Consider the following 17368-nt stretch of genomic DNA (forward strand, 5'->3'; position numbering starts at 1 on the left):
CTAGGGGCCGAAGCGGTGTGTCATCGAGCGGATGCGTGTTTGATCTGGAGAATGACACCCCTTTTGAGTGGCTAACCGCAGGAGTGCTTGCCAAAGGACAAGTCAAAGTCTTGGTCAAAGCACCCGGAACGCACCAGAATCGCCCCTCGGAGGCTAGCCTTCCGGCGACTTGCCACCCGATCGGGGGGCACCGACCGTCGCGCCGGCCTTGACCGTGCCGTCCTTGCCCGCTGACGGCGTCTCAAAGGACTCCAGCGCCTCCAGCACGTCCTGCACGCGGGAGATCTCGGCGTTGATGTCCTCGCGGCGGCGCACCAGGACCTCCAGCTCGCGCTGGCCCTCCTCGACCGTGCGCTTGGCCTCCTGGATCGCCTCGGCCTTCAGCTCCTCGGCCTCCTTCACGAGCGCCGACTTCTTCTGCTCGGCCTCCTTCAGCAGGCCCTCCGCCTTCTTGACGGCGGCGATGCGCACCTTGCCGGCCTCGGAGTTGGCCTCCGACACCAGCTCCTTGGCCTTCGCCTGCGCCTTGGCGAGCTGCTCCTCGGCGGCCTTGATGAGCGCGTCGCAGCGGTCGCCGGTCGACTTCATGGTCTCGGCGGCCTCCCGGCGGGCGCGCTCGTGCAACTCCTCGATCTCCGCGGTGATCCGCGCCCGCAGCTCCTCCGCCCGCTCCCTTATGGCGGTCGCGTCCCGGCGCGCGCCGACGAGCAGTTCGTCGGCGTCCGTACGGGCCTTCTCCACCCGCCCGTTGCCCTCGACCGTGGCCTCGGACACCAGCCGGTCGGCCTCCTTGCGGGCCGCGCCCACCATGGTGTCGGCCTGCGCCTCGGCGTCCGCTGTCGTCTTCAGCGCCTGCTGCTGCGCCTCGGTGAGCAGCTTGTCGGCCTCGGCGGTGGTCTCCGTGATGAGCGTGTCGACCTGCTCGGCCGCCTCGGAACGCCGCTTGTTGGCGTCCTTGCGCGCCTCGTCCAGCGTGCGTTCGGCCTCCTCGCGCGCCGCAGTCGTGACCCGCTCCGCCTCCTGGGCGGCCTCCGCCCTGACCCGCTCGGCCTCGGTGCGGATCCGCTCGGCGTGCTGCTGCGCCGACCCGACCGTCGCCGCGGCCTCGGCCCGCAGCCGCTCCGCCTCGCCGCTCGCGTCCCCGACCAGCTTCTCGGCCTTCGTGAGCGCCTCGGTGCGTACCCGCTCGGCCTCGGCGACGGTCTCCGACTGCAGCCGCTCGGCCTCGTTGCGCGCCTCGGTGATGAGGGTGTCCACCTGCGTCGCGGCGTCCGACCGGATGCGGTTGGCGTCCTCGCGGGCGTCCGCACGCGTGCGTGCCGCCGCCTGGTCGGCCTCGGCGATCGCGTCCGACGCCTCGGTGCGCAGCCGCTGGGCGTGCTCGGCCGCTTCGGCGCGCAGCCGCTCGGCCTCGGCGATCGCCTCCGTCATGGTGCGCTCGGCCAGCGCCTTGGCGGCCTCCGACTCCTCGTTCGCCTCCCGCCGGACCCGGCCCGCGTCCTCGGTGGCGCGCTCCCGCTCGGCGTAGGCGTCGGCCCGGACCCGGTCCGCCTCCTCCTGCGCCTCCCGGCGGGTGCGGTCCGCCGCGTGCTCCGCGGCGTTGCGCAGTCCGGCGATCTCCTCGTGCGCCTGCTCGTGCAGCCCGGTGACCGAGTCGCGCACCTGCTGGGCGTGGAGCTCCGCCGCCGACACCATCTCGGTGGCGCGCCGGTCGGCCTCCTCCACCAGGCGTACGGCCTCCGTCTGCGCCTCTTCCACGCGCTTGCGCGCCGAGGCCAGCAGCTCCTCGCTCTGCTCGCGAGCCCGCTCGCGCTCCTGGTCGGCCTCCTGGCGGGCCGCGCCGAGGAGTTCCTCGGCCTCGCGGCGGCGCCGGGCGGCCTCCTCCTGCGCGGCGGCCAGCGTCTCGGAGGCCTCCTGCGCCAGCCGCTCGGCCGCGGCCTGCGCCTCGGCCCGCACCCGGTCGGCGGTGTCCTGCGCGTCCGACTTCAGCCGCTCGGCCTCCGAAGCGGCCTCCGAGCGCAGACGTACGGCGACGGCCTCGCCCTCGGCCCGGGAGGCGGACGCGTCGGACGCCGCCTCGGTGCGCAGCCGTTCGGCCTCCGCCTCGGCCTGTGCACGCAGCGTGCGGATCCGCTCGGCCGACTCGGCGCGCAGCCGCTCGCCCTCCTCAGCGGCCTCGCGGCGGATCCGCTCGGCCTCCTCGCGGGCGTCGGTCAGCGCCTGCTCGGCGGCGGCGAGCCGGGTCTCCGCCTCCGTGTGCAGCCGCGTCAGCTCCTCGGCGGCCTCCGTGCGGCGGGCCTCCACGGCCCGCTCGGTCTCCTCGCGCAGCTCCCGAGCGGCCTGCTCGGCGTCGTTGCGGATGCCCTCGGACTGCTCCAGGACCTCCGCGCGGTGCCGCTCGGCCTCGTTGCGGGTGCGCTCCAGCGTCTCCTCGGCCTGCCGGCGCAGCGTGGTCGCGCGCTCGATCGCCTCGGTGCGGACCTTCTCGCTGTCGGTGGTCGCGCTCTGCCGCAGCTCGTCGGCGTCGGCCTTCGCCTTGGCGAGCAGCTCCTCGGCGGTCCTGGCCGCCTCCTCGATCTGCGCCACGGCCTGCTTGCGGGCCTCCGCGCGGATCTTCTCGCCCTCGTCGACCGCCTCGGCGCGCAGCTGCTCGGCCTCGCCCCGCAGCCGCCGTGCCTCCTCCTGGAGCTCGACGGTCTTGGCGCGGTACTCCTTGGTGTCGTCCTTCGCCGCGCCCTTGAGCTGCTCGGCGATGTCGTGCGCCTCGGCGCGCAGCCGGTCCGCCTCGGTCTCCGCCTCGCGGCGGATGCGCTCGGCCTCCTCGGTGGCCGCCCTGGTGGTCTTCTTCGCGTCCTCCGACGCCTTGTTGAGCACCTCCTCGGCGGTCCTCGCCGCCTTGGACAGCTGGCTCGCGGTCTCCTCGGCGGTGGCCGAACGGGCCTTCTCGCCCGCCTCCGCGACGATCTTCTCGGCCTCGGCGCGGGCGTCCGCGACGACCTGCTCGGCCTCCGCCTTGGTGGCCTCCGCCTCCTTGGTCGCCTCGCTGACGAGCCGGGCGACCTGCTCCTTGGCGGTGCGCGTGCGCGTCTCGTTCGCCGCCTCGGCGCCGGAGAGGGCCCTGGCCGCGGCCTCCTTGGCCTCGGTGACCAGCTTCTCCGCCTCGGACTGCGCTTTGCGCAGCGCCTCCTCGGCCTCGGTCATCCGTGCCTCGGCGGCCCGGCTGAGCTCGGCGGCCTGGCGACGGGCCGCGTCGGACTCCGAGACGGTCGACGTCCGCAGCTGCTCGGCGTGCTCGGTGGCCTCCTGGGCCTGCGTCGAGGCGGCGTTCAGCAGCCGCTCGGCATCCGTACGGGCCCGGCGCAGCAGTTGCTCGGCCTCCGCGCGGGCGGCCTCGGCCTCGCTCTGCAGACGCTGGCGGGCCTCGGCGGTCAGCCGCTCGGCCTCCGCACGCGCGGCGGCCATGGCCTGCTCGGCCTCGGTCCTGGACTCCTCCAGCAGGCGCCGGGCCTGCTGCTCGGTGCGGGAACGCAGCTGCTCGGCCCAGGCCACGTTCTCGTTGACGTGGGACTCTACGGTCTGGCGGCGCTCGGCGAGCTCTTGGTCGAGCTGCTGCCGGCGGGAGACGGCCTCGGCGTGCAGCTCGGCCTGGAGCCGGGCCGCCTGCTCGGCGTGCTCCTGGAGGATCCGCTGGGTCTGCGCCCGGGCCTGACTCAGCTCCCGGTCGGCGTCCGCCCGGATCTGGTCCGCCTGCATCTGGGCATTGCGCAGCAACTGCTCGGCCTGGTAGCCGATGTCGGCGCTGTCATAGGCAGGCCGCGTCATGAGCGTGCGCCGCGCCTCGTGCAGCTTGGCGCGCAGCACCTCGACCTGGTAGCCGAGGTCCTCGGCGTGCTGGATGGCCTTTTCCCGCTCGGTCCTCAGCCGTTTCATCTCGGCTTCGAACCGAGTGAGGTGATCGACGTCAGCCGCCGGCTCTCGCTCCTGGCTCTCGTAGCCCCGCACTGCGCGGTCCCATCCGTCCCCTGGTCGCAAGTCTCTCCAAACGAGCTCCGTCCATCCGCCGAACGGGGCCCCCGGGGAATGGTGTCAGATCAACGACGGAGCATGGGCTGCTGCCCCGACGCTCGTCCCCCGAAACCCGGACCCCGGCGGTCCTGCCGTCACAGGCGACAGGACCCGGTCGCCCGTCTGGAAGCGACGACCGCCCCCAACCCTACCGGCCCCTATGTACGAGCATCAGTGCTCAGGTGACTCAACAGGCGCCGATGTGACCAGTTCTGTCAGTACACCGTGACAATCCTTGGGGTGCAGGAAGGTGATCCGTGACCCCATGGAGCCGCGCCGGGGCTCCTCGTACAGAACGCGTACGCCCTTGTCCTTGATCGCGGCCGCGTCCCCGTCGACATCCGCCGTACCGAAGGCGATGTGGTGCACGCCCTCGCCGTTCTTGGCGAGCCACTTCGCGACGGTGGAGTCCTCCCGGGTCGGCTCCAGGAGCTGCAGGTACGAGGAACCGCCGTCGGACGTATCGTTGATCTTGAGCATGGCCTCGCGTACGCCCTGCTCCTCGTTGATCTCGGTGTGGAACACCTCGAAGCCGTAGGTGTTCCGGTAGAACTCGACGGTCGCGTCGAGGTCGTGGCAGGCGATCCCGATGTGGTCGATTCGCGTCAGCATGGATTCAGTGCAGCGCTCCGGAGGTGGTTACGCAACGTGCGCGCGATCACACCGACGGCCCGATGACGGGGTGGAGTACCGCTCAGTACATTCGAAGTAAACCCTCGTTCACTCCTCGGCCAGTGCAGGCCGGAAGGGGATCGCAGCTCATGTCTTCTGCAAAGAACGGCTCGACGTCCGTCATCGTCGCGGGTGCCCGCACCCCGATGGGTCGGCTGCTCGGTTCGCTGAAGTCCTTCTCCGGAGCCGACCTCGGCGGCTTCGCGATCAAGGCCGCCCTCGACCGTGCGGGTATCGGCGGCGACCAGGTGCAGTACGTGATCATGGGCCAGGTGCTCCAGGCCGGGGCGGGGCAGATCCCGGCACGCCAGGCCGCGGTCAAGGCCGGCATCCCGATGAGCGTCCCGGCGCTGACCATCAACAAGGTGTGCCTCTCCGGCCTCGACGCCATCGCCCTCGCCGACCAGCTCATCCGCGCCGGCGAGTTCGACGTGGTCGTGGCGGGCGGCCAGGAGTCCATGACGAACGCCCCCCATCTGCTGCCGAAGTCCCGCGAGGGCTACAAGTACGGCGCCGTGCAGATGCTCGACGCGATGGCCCACGACGGCCTGACCGACTCCTTCGAGAACATCGCGATGGGCGAGTCGACGGAGAGGCACAACACCCGGCTCGGCATCGCCCGCCCGGAGCAGGACGAGATCGCCGCGCTGTCCCACCAGCGCGCCGCCGCCGCACAGAAGAACGGCGTCTTCGAGGCCGAGATCACCCCGGTCGAGATCCCGCAGCGCAAGGGCGAGCCGGTCCTCTTCAGCCAGGACGAGGGCATCCGGGGCGACACCACCGCCGAGTCGCTGGGCAAGCTGCGCCCGGCGTTCGCCAAGGACGGCACGATCACCGCGGGCTCGTCCTCGCAGATCTCGGACGGCGCGGCCGCGGTCGTGGTGATGAGCAAGGCCAAGGCCGAGGAGCTCGGCCTGGAGTGGATCGCGGAGATCGGCGCGCACGGCAATGTCGCCGGCCCCGACAACTCGCTCCAGTCCCAGCCGTCCAACGCCATCCGGCACGCCCTGAAGAAGGAGGGCATGGAGGTCTCGGACCTCGACCTGATCGAGATCAACGAGGCCTTCGCCGCGGTCGCCGTGCAGTCGATGAAGGACCTCGGGGTGTCCACCGAAATGGTGAATGTCAACGGAGGGGCCATCGCGCTGGGTCACCCGATCGGGATGTCCGGCGCCCGTCTCGTACTCCACCTGGCGCTGGAGCTGAAGCGGCGCGGCGGCGGGGTCGGCGCGGCCGCGCTGTGCGGTGGCGGCGGCCAGGGTGACGCGCTGATCGTGCGGGTACCGAAGTCCTGAACGGACGTAGGTCTGTCGGTCTGTCGAGTCGGTGATCTGAACGGAGCTGTGATGCAGGACGTCCCCACGCTGGTGGCCCAGGCGAGGGAGGGCCGGCCGCGTGCCGTGGCCCGCCTCATCTCCCTGGTGGAGGGGGCGTCCCCACAGCTCAGGGAGGTCATGGAGGCGCTGGCCCCGCTGACCGGCGGGGCGTACGTGGTCGGCCTCACCGGCTCCCCGGGCGTCGGGAAGTCCACCTCGACGTCGGCGCTGGTGACGGCGTACCGCAAGCAGGGCAAGCGGGTCGGCGTCCTCGCGGTCGACCCGTCGTCCCCCTTCTCCGGGGGCGCCCTGCTGGGTGACCGGGTCCGGATGTCGGAGCACGCCTCCGACCCCGGCGTCTACATCCGTTCCATGGCCACCCGCGGCCACCTCGGCGGCCTCGCCTGGGCCGCGCCGCAGGCGATCCGCGTACTGGACGCGGCGGGCTGCGACGTGGTCCTGGTCGAGACGGTGGGCGTGGGCCAGTCGGAGGTGGAGATCGCCTCGCAGGCCGACACCTCCGTCGTCCTCCTCGCGCCCGGCATGGGCGACGGCATCCAGGCGGCCAAGGCCGGAATCCTGGAGATCGGCGACGTCTACGTCGTCAACAAGGCGGACCGCGACGGCGCCGACGCCACGGCCCGCGAGCTGAACCACATGCTCGGCCTCGGCGAATCCCGCGCACCCGGCGACTGGCGCCCACCGATCGTCAAGACGGTCGCGGCACGGGGTGAGGGAGTCGACGAGGTCGTGGAGGCGCTGGAGAAGCACCGCGCCTGGATGGAGGAACGCGGCGTCCTGACGGAGCGCCGCCGGTCCCGGGCCTCCCGCGAGGTCGAGACCATCGCGGTCACGGCCCTGCGCGAACGCATCGCGGACCTGCACGGCGACCGCCGCCTCAGCGCGCTGGCGGAGCGGATAGTGGCCGGCGAGCTGGACCCCTACCGGGCGGCGGACGAACTGGTGGCGGGGGTGACGGACGGGGCGTGAGCGCAGGGCCGGGCGGGCGTCTCCAGGCCGGCCCGGGCCCACGGCCCGTCCGGCGCCTGAGGACGAGGCCCGTTCAGGGCCGTAGGCGGGCGTCCTCCGGGGGCGGCCCCCCCGGAGGACGCCCGCCCCACGGACGGTCAGTCGTCCGCGCGGTCGTCACCCTGGTCGCCGGCGTGGTCGTCCGCGCCGTCGTCGCCCCGGTCGCCGGACTTGTCGTCCGCACGGTCGTCGGCCTGGTCGTCACTCCGGCCGTCTCCGCTGTCGTCGTCCCGGTCCGCCGTGACCTTCCCCGACTTCAGGTCGACGTTCCAGTCGTCGTGCTTGCCGTCGGTGCCGCGGGTCTCCACGCCCCACGACGCCGCCCGGTCGTCGTCATCGAGGTCGACCGAGGTGACGAACCCCTTCGCGGACGCGGCGTTCGCCGCCTCCACCGCGGTGACCTGGGCGCCCTTCAGCGCGGCCCGGTCGTCCCGGTCGTCGTCCTGGTCGTCGTCACGGTCGGCCGAGGTGCCGAGCACCTTCCCCGACGCCGGGTCCACGTGCACCGTGTACGAGGTCGTGCCCTGGCCGAGCACCTCGACCTCCCAGCCCCGCCGGTCGTCGCCGTCGTCGCTGTCGTCGTCCGTGTCGAGGTCCACCGACACCGCCGTACCCGGCTGAGCCTTCAGCGCCGCCTCGACGGCCTGCGCGGCCGTCACCTTCGGGTTCGCGCCCCGCGCGCCGGCACCGTCGTCGTCCCGGTCGTCGCCGTCGTCGTCGCGCTGACCGGCGTGCACCGCGTCGGCGGACGCGGGGGCCTTCGGCGTACCCGGCGTTTCGCCGCCGCTGCCCGCGAACGCCAGTGTCGTACCACCGCCGATCACGGCGGTCGCGACCACGGCGGCGATGGCGATGTTGCGCTTCATGGGATTCCTCCCCGGATTGGGTGCGCCCGGATCGGGCTTGTCGTTCCGACGTCCACCACGCTGCCGTCCGCCCCCTGAAGCCACGCTGAAGCCGCCTGAAGATCGCTTCAGGTTCCGTTTGGGACCCTGGGGGCATGCGGCTGCTGATCGTGGAGGACGAGAGACGTCTCGCGCTGTCCCTGGCCAAGGGCCTGACGGCAGAGGGTTACGCGGTGGACGTCGTGCACGACGGCCTGGAGGGCCTGCACCGGGCGGCCGAGTCGCCGTACGACCTGATCGTCCTCGACATCATGCTGCCCGGCATGAACGGCTACCGGGTCTGCTCCACCCTGCGCGCCGCCGGCAACGACGTACCGATCCTGATGCTCACCGCCAAGGACGGGGAGTACGACGAGGCGGAGGGTCTGGACACGGGCGCCGACGACTATCTGACCAAGCCGTTCTCGTACGTCGTCCTGGTCGCCCGTGTCCGGGCCCTGCTGCGCCGCCGTGGCCAGCACGGGGCCTCGCCGGTCCTCGCGGTCGGCCCGCTGCGCGTCGACACCGCCGCCCGCCGGGTGACCCGGGACGACGACGAGATCGCCCTGACCGCCAAGGAGTTCTCCGTGCTGGAGCAGCTCGCGGTGCGGGCCGGCGAGGTGGTCTCCAAGGCGGAGATCCTCGAGCACGTCTGGGACTTCGCGTACGAGGGCGATCCGAACATCGTCGAGGTGTACGTCAGTGCGCTGCGGCGCAAGCTGGGCGCCGGGCTGATCCGGACGGTCCGGGGCGCCGGATACCGGCTGGAGGCGCCGCGATGAGACGCCTGTTCGGTTCCGTGCGGGCGCGGGCCACGCTCGGTGCCACCCTCGTCGTCGCCGTGGCGCTGGTCGCCGCGGGCGCGGCCGTACTGCTGTCCCTCTACTCCAACCTGACCGAGCAGGCCGGCACCGAGGCGGAGCGCTCCGCGCGGGCGGTCGCGGCCGACCTGGCCGGCGGCAAGCGCGCCGGCAGGCTGTCCCTGGACGACGACGACCGCCCCGTCCAGGTCGTCGCCGAGGACGGCACCCTGGTCGCGGCCAGCGAGGACCTGGAGCACATCAGCGGCACGGGCACCGACGCCGTAAGGCCGCGGCCGCAGACGCCACCGACGCGGGAACCGGGCGCCGGTTCCGGTGACGACGACGGGGACGACTCCGGCCCATCCGATGATTCCGACGATTCCGACGACGTCGCGGGAGCCACCCTCCAGCCGGGCGAGATCGCCGAGGAGGCGTCCCTCACGGACGGCTCAGCGACCATCGACGGCGAGCAGGCGGACTACCGGTTCGCCGAGGTGCGGGTCGAGGTCCCCGGCCAGGGCACCTACACCGTGTACGCGGGCGGTCCGCTGGCCGCCGAGCAGAACGCCGTGAGCACCGCGCAGACCGTGATGCTGATCGGCTTCCCACTGCTGCTCGGCGTGGTGGCGGGGGTGACCTGGCTCGTGACCGGACGCGCCCTGCGCCCGGTGGAGGGGATCCGCAGCGAGATGGCGGAGATCACCGCCTCCGAGGACCTCTCCCGGCGGGTCCCCGAACCGGGCACCCACGACGAGGTCGCCCGGCTGGCCCGGACCACCAACGAGACGCTGGCCGCGCTGGAGAGCTCGGTGGAACGCCAGCGGCGTTTCGTCGCCGACGCCTCGCACGAGCTGCGCAGCCCCATCGCCTCGTTGCGCACCCAGCTCGAAGTGGCCGCCGCGCATCCGGAGTTGCTGGACCTGGACGGCGCGGTCGAGGACACCGTACGACTGCAAAGACTCGCCGCGGATCTGCTGCTGCTCGCACGGCTGGACGCGGGGGAGCGGCCCACCGGCGCGCGGGTCGACCTCGCCGAGCTCGCCCGTGAGCAGGCCTCGGGCCGCCAGGGGGTGTCGGTGGAGGCGGACTCCCTCGAAGTGGCCGGATCGCGTGGGCAACTGGGGCGGGTGCTGGCCAATCTGCTGGACAACGCCCAGCGGCACGCGCGTGCGGCGGTCACCGTGGCCGTCCGGCCGGACGGGGACCGGGCGGTCGTCCAGGTCGAGGACGACGGGGACGGCGTATCCCCGGCGGACCGGGAGCGGATCTTCGAGCGGTTCGTACGGCTGGACGACGCGCGCAGCCGGGACGAGGGCGGCGCGGGTCTCGGCCTCGCCATCGCCCGCGACGTCGCCGCCCGGCACGGCGGCTCTCTCACGGTCCATGACGCGCCGGCAGGCGGAGCCCGGTTCGAACTCCGCCTGCCGCTCGCCTAGGGCCTCCTGGTCAGGGACGGCCGCGCTGCCCGCGCAGGTGCTCCGCGATGGGCCTCAGCGCCTTGTCGAGCTCCGTGAGGGACTCCGGGGGCAGCAGGTCGATGAAGTGCCGCCGTACGGACGAGACGTGGTGGGGCGCGACCTTCTGCATCGTCTCCATGCCGTGGTCGGTGAGCACCGCGTACAACCCGCGGCGGTCGGACTCGCAATTCTCCCGCCGCACCAGGTCGGCGTTCTCCATACGCGTGATCTGGTGCGAGAGCCGGCTCTTCGACTGCAGGGTCGCGGAGGCGAGGTCGCTCATCCGCATTCGCAAATCGTCCGACTCTGAGAGATTCACCAGGATCTCGTAGTCGTTCATCGTCAGGCCGAACGGCTGCAGGTCCTTTTCGAGCTGGTACGTCAACAGCCTGTTGACCTCCAGGTGGGTGCGCCAGGCACACTGCTCCGCATCGGTCAGCCAGCGCGTGGCCGTCTCGGTCTCCATGAATGAAGTCTACCTAAGAGGTTGAAATGTGAACTACTGAGGGTGGTGTGACAGTGCGCACGCGTTCGACGTCACACTCCGCAGACTACCGCTCACAGCCCGAAGCGACGCTGGAGGTCCCCCAGCTGTCCGGGAAGGCGCGGTGCGCCGGCTTGCGCTCCGTGCCCTCCGGTCACCCCACCACCACCGGGCACGCCGGCCTGGTGCGGGACCGTCCCCGTGGCCTGCTCGGCCATCAGGGTCTCGGTCGACTGGAGCAGGACCGTACCGGCTCCCACGAACTCGAACTGGTGCTCCTCCCCGGAGGCCCCGCCAAGGCCCGTCATCGCACGTAGACCGCCCATTACGCCCGTCATGTAGCCATGGTCGTAGTGGTGGCACGGTGAGGGGCAGTCGGCCCAGCCGACAAGCGCTTGCGGGTCCACCCGGATCGGCGGCTCCATGAACACCACCGGACCGTTAGATGCGGCCACGAACTTCCCGGTTCCGATGAGCGTGAGAAAGCCCGGCACGATCGACTGCTTCAGCGCGAGAGTTGGCTGAAAAGCGAGGAGGTTGCCCGAGCGAATGGTCAGGTTGCCGTCTTCCAGATCGTAGGAATTCACGTCGAAGGCCCGGTCGGCGAGGAGCATCTTCCCCGAGCCCTCCGCCACGACCCAGTCCGCGGCGTGCAGTGGCGAATGGAACGACGTACGGACAAGACGGTCCAATCGCCCGTGCCCCACGCCGTTGAAGTCGATCGAGCCGTAGTACGCGATCATCTTCCCCTTCTGCAGGAACCAGCGGCTCCCCTTCAGCTCCACGCAGAAGGTGTACGCGTTCACGTTGTCGTCGGCGGGCAGCGTCGCCGGGTCGTGCACGACGGGCCCGGCGCCCGGGGTTCCGTAGGTCACAGCTTCTCCTCCGAGGCCTGGACGTACACCGCACCGCTGCCGCTGAGCTCCAGCTGGAACGCCTCGCCGGAGCCGCGCCCCACCATGTCCCGCCAGCCCAGCGCGGTCGACAGCTTGTTGCGCACGTCCCCGTGGTGGGCGACGTAGGCCTGCGGGTCGACATGGACGGGGCGCTGCGGGCTGATCGGAATCTCGAAGACACCGCCGTGGGCCATCACGGCCACCGCGCCGTGCCCCTTGAGGGTGGTCGTGAACAGACCCTGCCCGGTGACCTGCCCGCGCACCATCCCCATGACCCCGCCCTGGGAGCCCATGAACATCGTCCCTTGCTGGAGGCTGCCCTCGAAGGCGAGCAGCCGGTCCGCCTCGACGCAGAGGGTGTCCCCTGCGAGGTTGATCACCTGCACGTGATGCCCGCCGTGCCCGAACAGCACGGTGCCGCTGCCCTCGACGGTCATCAGCGGTGTGTCCTCGTTCGCCACCCGGCGCCCGATCATCGACATGACGCCGCCCTGGCCGCCGCTCGTGTTGGGTGTGAAGGACACCTCGCCCTTGTAGGCGAGCATGGCGCCGCGCTGACTGAACAGCCGCTCGCCCGGCCTCACGGTCGCCTCGACCATCTTCGAATTGACCTCGCGGAAGCCCATGTCACACATCCCCCGCGATCGTGTTCCGCTCACTGGGCTGCACGTACACGAGCCCGTCCCCCTCGAACCGCATCTGGAACGCCTCGCCCCCGCCCTCGCCCATCAATGTGCGGAAGGTCACACCGGACTGAAACGACTGCCGCAGACTCCCCTGGTGCGCCACATAGGCCCCGGGGTCCACGGTCAGCGGGTACTGCGCGCTCACCCGGAGCACCACCGCCGGCCCGTCCGACATGATCGCCGCCTGCCCGTGCCCCTCGACGGTCGTCGTGAACAGCCCGTTGCCCTGCGAGGCGCCACGCATCCCCGTGAAGGACGTGCCGGTCCGCAGCCCACCGTCGGTCGCGAGCAGATTGCTGGACTCCACGTACAGCGTGTCGCCCTGGAGACGCACCAGGTTGATCTCCGAGGCCCGGTCCGCGAACCAGCACGTCCCTTGCCCCTTCACCTCCATCAAGGTCATCTGCTCACCGGTGATGCGCCGGGTCACCATCCCCCGTATGCCCTCACCGCCGCCGCTCAGTTTCTTGAAGGCCATCTGCCCGTCGTACGCGACCATCGACCCGTTCTTCGCCTTCACGGCGTCCCCGGTCATGTCGACGGCCAGCACCTTGCTGCCTTGAAGTCGGAACATCGCCACGGATGTGAAGGTATCGGCCGATTGGCTCCGCCGACAGAGTCAGTCGCCCTGGACGGACCCCGACCGCGCCCCTAGGGGTCGCACTCCGACCCCCCGGCCCCCGGCCCGTGCGGCCGTTTGCCACAATGGCGGAGCGTTTGTGCGTCCGTTCACAAAGCGACACGCCTCGTCAGCGATTCTCCCACCGAAGGTGACTTGTGGATCTCAAGACCGCCACCGCCCTCCGCCGCCTCCGCCTGGTCTCGGCCCCGGAAGCCGTGTCCTTCCTCATCCTGCTGGTCTGCTCGGTGCTGAAGCGGACCACGGAATTCAACGCGGTCCCCGTGATGGGCGCGGTCCACGGCGTCCTGTTCATCCTGTACGTCATCTTCTGGGCGGACGCCTGGAACCGCACCAGGTGGAGCTTCGGCACGGCCGCCCTCTACTTCGTCCTCTCGGTCCTTCCCGGCGGCGGCTTCTTCGCCGAGCGCAAGCTGCGCCGTGAGTCCGAGGACGCGGTGATCGCGGAGCGCGCCCGCAAGGAAGGGGTCGTGAACGCGTGATCGTCGCCTTCTCCGTGACGCCCCTGGGCGTCGGCGAGGACGTGGGGGAGTACGTCGCCGACGCCGTCCGCGTGGTCCGCGAGTCCGGCCTGCCGAACCGTACCGACGCGATGTTCACGTCGATCGAGGGTGAGTGGGACGAGGTCATGGACGTCGTCAGGCGTGCCGTGGCCGTCGTGGAGGAGCGGGCGCCGCGCGTGTCCCTGGTCCTGAAGGCGGACATCCGCCCCGGCGTGAGCGACGGTCTCACGTCCAAGGTCGACACGGTGGAACGCCACCTGGCGCAGTAGCCGCACGACACCCGCGCGACGGATCAAACCCCGGCCCCCAAGGGTCGGGGTTTTCTCACGACCGCCCTTTGAGCGATCGCTCAAACTCCTGTACCGTCATGCCCACACCACTTGAGCACTCGCTCAACATAGGCGCTGAACTGGGGGAACGAGAACATGGGGCAAGGTCTCTACATCGAGACGCGCATCCGCGCCGACCTGGACACCCTCTGGACGCACACCCAGCACCCCTCCCGGCATCAGCGCTGGGACCTGCGCTTCACCGAGATCGACCACCTCCCGCGCGCGGAGGGCGAACCGCAGCACTTCCGCTACGCCACGCGCGTGCTGCCCTTCCTCACCGTCGCCGGCACCGGAATCTCGGCCGGCGAGCGGCAGCGCCCCGACGGCACCCGCACCTCGGCCCTTCGCTTCGCCTCCCCACACCCCCTCTCACTCCTCGCGGAGGGCCGCGGCTACTGGCGTTACGTCCCCGACGGCGACGGCATCCGCTTCCTCACCGGCTACGACTACCGCCCCCGCTGGGGCACCCTCGGCACCCTGGCCGACCGCGCCCTGTTCCGCCCGCTGATGGGCTGGGCGACGGCATGGTCGTTCGACCGCCTGCGCCTCTGGCTGGAGCGCGGCATCACGCCGGAACGGGCACTGCGCCACTGGCTGGCGGAACTCTCGGTACGCGCGCTCCTGCTCACGCTCGCCTGCACCGGCCTCGGCGCCGAATCCCTCCTCGGCCTGTTCGGGCCCCTCGCGGCACCGATGGCGTACCTGTGGCCCCTGCTGCTGGTGGTGGCCGGCTGCCTCGCGGTCCTCGCCTCCCCCCTGCCCTGCACACCGGCCGCCCGCCGCTGCCTGCGCACCCCGCCCCCGCACGCGCGTGCCCCGCGACTGCTGCGCACGCTGGAGAACCCGCGATGACATCGATCTTCGCCGCGGTCATGGGCGCCGGCTTCGACCGCCTCCACCCCGAACTCCAGCGCCGCTTCTCGGTCGGCCTGGCGACCGGCGAGGCCTGCACCGGCCGGGGCGTGATGCACCGCATCTGGCACGGCGGACCCCACGTCAAGCCGTTCCTGGCCCTCGGCGCCACCCGCAACATCCTCGTCCCGCGGACCGGCCGCGACGTCCCCTTCACCATCGAGAACGTGCCGTACGCCGACAGCTTCGGCCGTGAGACGGTGACGTTCGTGCGTACTTTCGACCTACCCGGCCGCCGGCGCCGCTTCGACGCCCAGATGGTGCTCAGCCCCAAGGGTGACCGCATCCTCGACTACCTGGGCACCCACCAGCACCTCGCCGCCGACCTCCACTTCGGCGCCGAGCCCGACGGCTCGCTCCTGATCCGCTCCGGCGTCCACCGCTTCCGCGAGGGCCCCGTCGACGTACGGATCCCCGGCCTGATCGGCGCGACCGCGGAGGTACGCGAGTCCTACGACGACTCCACCGGCCGCTTCCGCATCCAGGTCAGGGTGGTCAACGACCACTTCGGCCCGCTCTTCGGCTACGAGGGCACGTTCGCGGCGACGTACACGGACATCCGCACCTGCGGGATCCGGCCCGGCCTCCGCCCGGTCCGCGAGGAGTCCCGAGCGTGAGCCCGGAAACGGCGAAGTCCCTCGAGACGAAGACCAAGCTCCTCGAAGGCGCGCTGCGCACCCTCACGGAACAGGGCATCGCGAAGACCTCGGCCCGCACGATCGCCGCCACCGCCGGCGTCAACCAGGCGCTGGTCTTCTACCACTTCGGATCAGTCGACGAACTCCTGGCGGCAGCCTGCCGCTACGGCGCGGAACAGGCGGTCTCCCGCTACCGCCTGCGCATCGCCTCCGTGGCCTCGCTCTCCGAGCTGCTGGCCGTGGGCCGCGAGATCCACGATCACGAGCGTCAGAACGGCCACGTCGCCCTCCTCGGCCAGCTCCTGGCCGGCGCCCAGACCCACCCCACCCTCGCCCCGGCCACCGCGGCGGGCCTCGACCTGTGGATCACAGAGATCGAGAAGGCCCTGACCCGAGTCCTGGCGGACACCCCCTTCGGCGAGTTCACGGACCCCAGGGGCCTCGCACGGGCGGTGGCGGCGTCCTTCGTCGGCGTCGAACTGTACGAGGGCGTGAACCCCCAGGGCGCGACAGCGGCGCTGGATGCCCTGGAACAGCTGGGCGCGCTGGTGGCGGCACTGGAGGCGCTGGGCCCGGTGGCCCAACGAGCGATCCGCCACCACTTGCGCAGAACCACCCGCCGCTGACGAAGCGGCCCCGCACGGAGCATGCCCGCCGGCCCCCCGCCCGGGATCCGCACCCGCCTCCGCCGAGAAGGTGGGCATGCCCCCGGGCGCAGCCCCGCGGACCCGCAGTCGCGTACGGCGAGAAGGGGCCGTGCCGGGGGGTGTCCGCCCGCACCGATCGGCGCGTCAACCCGGCGACTCGGTAGGAGACCGATTCCGCGCCGTTCCGAGGACGGACACCCCCCGGCGCGGCCCCGCCCCACCCCACCACCGAACGCGCTACAGCAACCCCCACCGAACGCGAGCAGGCCGCCGCAGGCACCGGCGCGAGGGCCTCACCCACCCGCCACCCACCGGCACTACAGCAAGCCCCACCGAACGCCGGCGGGCCGCCGCGGGCATCACACATACCGAAACGCGAGACAGGGCTGACCACGATATGACCGGCGGGTAAGGTCTGGTGACGTGCCGAAGCCGCTCAGCCTCCCCTTCGACCCCATCGCCCGCGCCGACGAGCTCTGGAAGCAGCGCTGGGGCAGCGTCCCGTCCATGGCCGCGATCACCTCGATCATGCGGGCGCACCAGATCCTGCTCGCCGAGGTCGACGCGGTGGTCAAGCCGTACGGCCTGACGTTCGCGCGCTACGAGGCGCTGGTCCTGCTCACGTTCTCCAAGGCGGGCGAGCTCCCGATGTCCAAGATCGGCGAGCGGCTCATGGTGCACCCGACGTCCGTCACGAACACCGTCGACCGCCTGGTGAAGTCCGGCCTGGTGGCCAAGCGCCCCAACCCCAACGACGGCCGCGGCACCCTCGCCGTGATCACCGAGAAGGGCCGCGAGGTCGTCGACGCGGCGACCCGGGACCTGATGGCCATGGACTTCGGCCTAGGCGTGTACGACGCCGAGGAATGCGGAGAGATCTTCGCGATGCTCCGCCCCCTGCGGGTCGCCGCGAGCGACTTCAAGGAGCAGTGACCCCAAGGAAGATCGCCCGGAACCGGCGGTTACGCTCGTTCGCATGAAAAAGAGCGTGCTGACCCGCTACCGCGTCATGGCCTACGTCACCGGTGTGCTCCTGGTCCTGCTGTGCCTGTGCATGATCGCCAAGTACGGCCTGAAGATGGACGGTGCCGCGGACGCCACGCAGGTCGTCTCCATCGCGCACGGCTGGCTGTACGTCGTCTACCTCATCTTCGCCTTCGACCTGGGCTCCAAGGCGAAGTGGCCGATCGCCAAGCAGGTCTGGGTCCTGCTCGCGGGCACGATCCCGACCGCCGCGTTCTTCGTGGAGCGGAAGATCTCACGCCAGCTCGACGCCATGGTCGCGCAGGACGCGCCCGCCCCGGTGAAGGCGTAGCGACACGCTGCACGACGGCCGCCGTACACACGGGCACATGGATGCGGCGGCAGCCGTTCACCCGATTGCTCGGGCGTCCTGATAAATCA

General features: G+C 71.4%; 18 protein-coding genes. 11 read left to right on the forward strand and 7 right to left on the reverse strand.

The genetic code is table 11. From position 1 onward, the window contains the following. Positions 1–153 precede the first annotated feature (153 nt). Positions 154–4002, reverse strand: coding sequence for a polarized growth protein Scy (gene scy / locus ACIHCM_RS33745; protein ID WP_399904541.1), 3849 nt, complete (start codon positions 4000–4002; stop codon positions 154–156). A gap of 234 nt (positions 4003–4236) precedes the next feature. After that, entirely contained in the window at positions 4237–4677 is a 441-nt protein-coding gene (gene mce / locus ACIHCM_RS33750; RefSeq protein WP_399904544.1) for a methylmalonyl-CoA epimerase, read from the reverse strand. A gap of 149 nt (positions 4678–4826) precedes the next feature. Here mce and ACIHCM_RS33755 point away from each other — a divergent pair, with 149 nt between their 5' ends. Beyond that, the gene (locus tag ACIHCM_RS33755) at positions 4827–6032 is read left to right on the forward strand and encodes an acetyl-CoA C-acetyltransferase (protein WP_399904547.1); all 1206 of its coding nucleotides are present in this window, start codon (positions 4827–4829) and stop codon (positions 6030–6032) included. Positions 6033–6083: 51 nt separating this feature from the next. Next, positions 6084–7043, forward strand: coding sequence for a methylmalonyl Co-A mutase-associated GTPase MeaB (gene meaB, locus ACIHCM_RS33760; RefSeq protein ID WP_399904550.1), 960 nt, complete (start codon positions 6084–6086; stop codon positions 7041–7043). A gap of 137 nt (positions 7044–7180) precedes the next feature. Here meaB and ACIHCM_RS33765 read toward each other — a convergent pair whose 3' ends face one another. Beyond that, the gene (locus ACIHCM_RS33765; protein ID WP_399904554.1) at positions 7181–7948 is read right to left on the reverse strand and encodes a PepSY domain-containing protein; all 768 of its coding nucleotides are present in this window, start codon (positions 7946–7948) and stop codon (positions 7181–7183) included. A gap of 134 nt (positions 7949–8082) precedes the next feature. On the opposite strand from ACIHCM_RS33765, the gene ACIHCM_RS33770 reads away from it, so the two are divergent. Both ACIHCM_RS33770 and ACIHCM_RS33775 read left to right on the forward strand, forming a co-directional pair. Then, positions 8083–8748 (forward strand): response regulator transcription factor, encoded by a 666-nt coding sequence (locus ACIHCM_RS33770; protein WP_399904557.1) that lies wholly within the window; start codon positions 8083–8085, stop codon positions 8746–8748. Beyond that, a complete protein-coding gene (locus ACIHCM_RS33775) occupies positions 8745–10205 on the forward strand; it encodes a sensor histidine kinase (protein ID WP_399904560.1) in 1461 nt (486 codons plus the stop codon). The genes ACIHCM_RS33770 and ACIHCM_RS33775 overlap by 4 nt, the downstream gene beginning before the upstream one ends. A 10-nt stretch (positions 10206–10215) precedes the next feature. Here the strand turns inward: ACIHCM_RS33775 and ACIHCM_RS33780 are convergent, their stop codons facing one another. The 4 genes from ACIHCM_RS33780 to ACIHCM_RS33795 form a co-directional block, all read right to left on the reverse strand. Beyond that, complete coding sequence (locus ACIHCM_RS33780) at positions 10216–10692, reverse strand: MarR family winged helix-turn-helix transcriptional regulator (protein WP_393105217.1); 477 nt, start codon at positions 10690–10692, stop codon at positions 10216–10218. A 92-nt stretch (positions 10693–10784) separates the two neighbouring features. Continuing rightward, a complete protein-coding gene (locus tag ACIHCM_RS33785) occupies positions 10785–11585 on the reverse strand; it encodes an AIM24 family protein (RefSeq protein ID WP_399904564.1) in 801 nt (266 codons plus the stop codon). Beyond that, entirely contained in the window at positions 11582–12232 is a 651-nt protein-coding gene (locus ACIHCM_RS33790; RefSeq protein WP_399904567.1) for an AIM24 family protein, read from the reverse strand. The genes ACIHCM_RS33785 and ACIHCM_RS33790 overlap by 4 nt, the downstream gene beginning before the upstream one ends. Position 12233: 1 nt before the next feature. After that, positions 12234–12866 carry an AIM24 family protein gene (locus ACIHCM_RS33795; protein ID WP_399904570.1) on the reverse strand — a complete coding sequence of 211 codons (633 nt, stop codon included), beginning with the start codon at positions 12864–12866 and terminating at the stop codon, positions 12234–12236. A 203-nt stretch (positions 12867–13069) separates the two neighbouring features. On the opposite strand from ACIHCM_RS33795, the gene ACIHCM_RS33800 reads away from it, so the two are divergent. The 7 genes from ACIHCM_RS33800 (at position 13070) to ACIHCM_RS33830 (ending at position 17279) form a co-directional block, all read left to right on the forward strand. Then, positions 13070–13414: a DUF3817 domain-containing protein gene (locus ACIHCM_RS33800; protein ID WP_399904572.1), complete on the forward strand. Its 345-nt coding sequence runs from the start codon at positions 13070–13072 to the stop codon at positions 13412–13414. After that, positions 13411–13704 (forward strand): MTH1187 family thiamine-binding protein, encoded by a 294-nt coding sequence (locus ACIHCM_RS33805; RefSeq protein WP_399904575.1) that lies wholly within the window; start codon positions 13411–13413, stop codon positions 13702–13704. The genes ACIHCM_RS33800 and ACIHCM_RS33805 overlap by 4 nt, the downstream gene beginning before the upstream one ends. 156 nt (positions 13705–13860) lie before the next feature. Continuing rightward, positions 13861–14619, forward strand: coding sequence for a hypothetical protein (locus tag ACIHCM_RS33810; protein WP_399904578.1), 759 nt, complete (start codon positions 13861–13863; stop codon positions 14617–14619). Further along, positions 14616–15296: a DUF4166 domain-containing protein gene (locus ACIHCM_RS33815; protein WP_399904581.1), complete on the forward strand. Its 681-nt coding sequence runs from the start codon at positions 14616–14618 to the stop codon at positions 15294–15296. Before ACIHCM_RS33810 ends, ACIHCM_RS33815 begins: the two co-directional genes overlap by 4 nt. Beyond that, the gene (locus ACIHCM_RS33820; RefSeq protein WP_399904583.1) at positions 15293–15943 is read left to right on the forward strand and encodes a TetR/AcrR family transcriptional regulator; all 651 of its coding nucleotides are present in this window, start codon (positions 15293–15295) and stop codon (positions 15941–15943) included. The genes ACIHCM_RS33815 and ACIHCM_RS33820 overlap by 4 nt, the downstream gene beginning before the upstream one ends. Positions 15944–16387: 444 nt before the next feature. Continuing rightward, positions 16388–16897 (forward strand): MarR family winged helix-turn-helix transcriptional regulator, encoded by a 510-nt coding sequence (locus ACIHCM_RS33825; RefSeq protein ID WP_399904586.1) that lies wholly within the window; start codon positions 16388–16390, stop codon positions 16895–16897. A 43-nt stretch (positions 16898–16940) separates the two neighbouring features. Beyond that, positions 16941–17279 carry a DUF3817 domain-containing protein gene (locus ACIHCM_RS33830; protein WP_399904589.1) on the forward strand — a complete coding sequence of 113 codons (339 nt, stop codon included), beginning with the start codon at positions 16941–16943 and terminating at the stop codon, positions 17277–17279. Positions 17280–17368 lie beyond the last annotated feature (89 nt).

This window comes from Streptomyces sp. NPDC052023, assembly GCF_044548465.1.
GTDB lineage: Bacteria > Actinomycetota > Actinomycetes > Streptomycetales > Streptomycetaceae > Streptomyces.

Excerpts from the sequence above, each read along its gene's own strand:
- ACIHCM_RS33795 (WP_399904570.1), bottom strand. The coding sequence starts at position 12,866 with ATGTTCCGACTTCAAGGCAGCAAGGTGCTGGCCGTCGACATGACCGGG.
- ACIHCM_RS33775 (WP_399904560.1), top strand. The coding sequence starts at position 8,745 with ATGAGACGCCTGTTCGGTTCCGTGCGGGCGCGGGCCACGCTCGGTGCC.
- ACIHCM_RS33770 (WP_399904557.1), top strand. The coding sequence starts at position 8,083 with ATGCGGCTGCTGATCGTGGAGGACGAGAGACGTCTCGCGCTGTCCCTG.
- ACIHCM_RS33830 (WP_399904589.1), top strand. The coding sequence starts at position 16,941 with ATGAAAAAGAGCGTGCTGACCCGCTACCGCGTCATGGCCTACGTCACC.
- ACIHCM_RS33780 (WP_393105217.1), bottom strand. The coding sequence starts at position 10,692 with ATGGAGACCGAGACGGCCACGCGCTGGCTGACCGATGCGGAGCAGTGT.
- mce (WP_399904544.1), bottom strand. The coding sequence starts at position 4,677 with ATGCTGACGCGAATCGACCACATCGGGATCGCCTGCCACGACCTCGAC.
- ACIHCM_RS33765 (WP_399904554.1), bottom strand. The coding sequence starts at position 7,948 with ATGAAGCGCAACATCGCCATCGCCGCCGTGGTCGCGACCGCCGTGATC.
- ACIHCM_RS33755 (WP_399904547.1), top strand. The coding sequence starts at position 4,827 with ATGTCTTCTGCAAAGAACGGCTCGACGTCCGTCATCGTCGCGGGTGCC.
- ACIHCM_RS33810 (WP_399904578.1), top strand. The coding sequence starts at position 13,861 with ATGGGGCAAGGTCTCTACATCGAGACGCGCATCCGCGCCGACCTGGAC.
- ACIHCM_RS33790 (WP_399904567.1), bottom strand. The coding sequence starts at position 12,232 with ATGGGCTTCCGCGAGGTCAATTCGAAGATGGTCGAGGCGACCGTGAGG.
- meaB (WP_399904550.1), top strand. The coding sequence starts at position 6,084 with ATGCAGGACGTCCCCACGCTGGTGGCCCAGGCGAGGGAGGGCCGGCCG.
- ACIHCM_RS33815 (WP_399904581.1), top strand. The coding sequence starts at position 14,616 with ATGACATCGATCTTCGCCGCGGTCATGGGCGCCGGCTTCGACCGCCTC.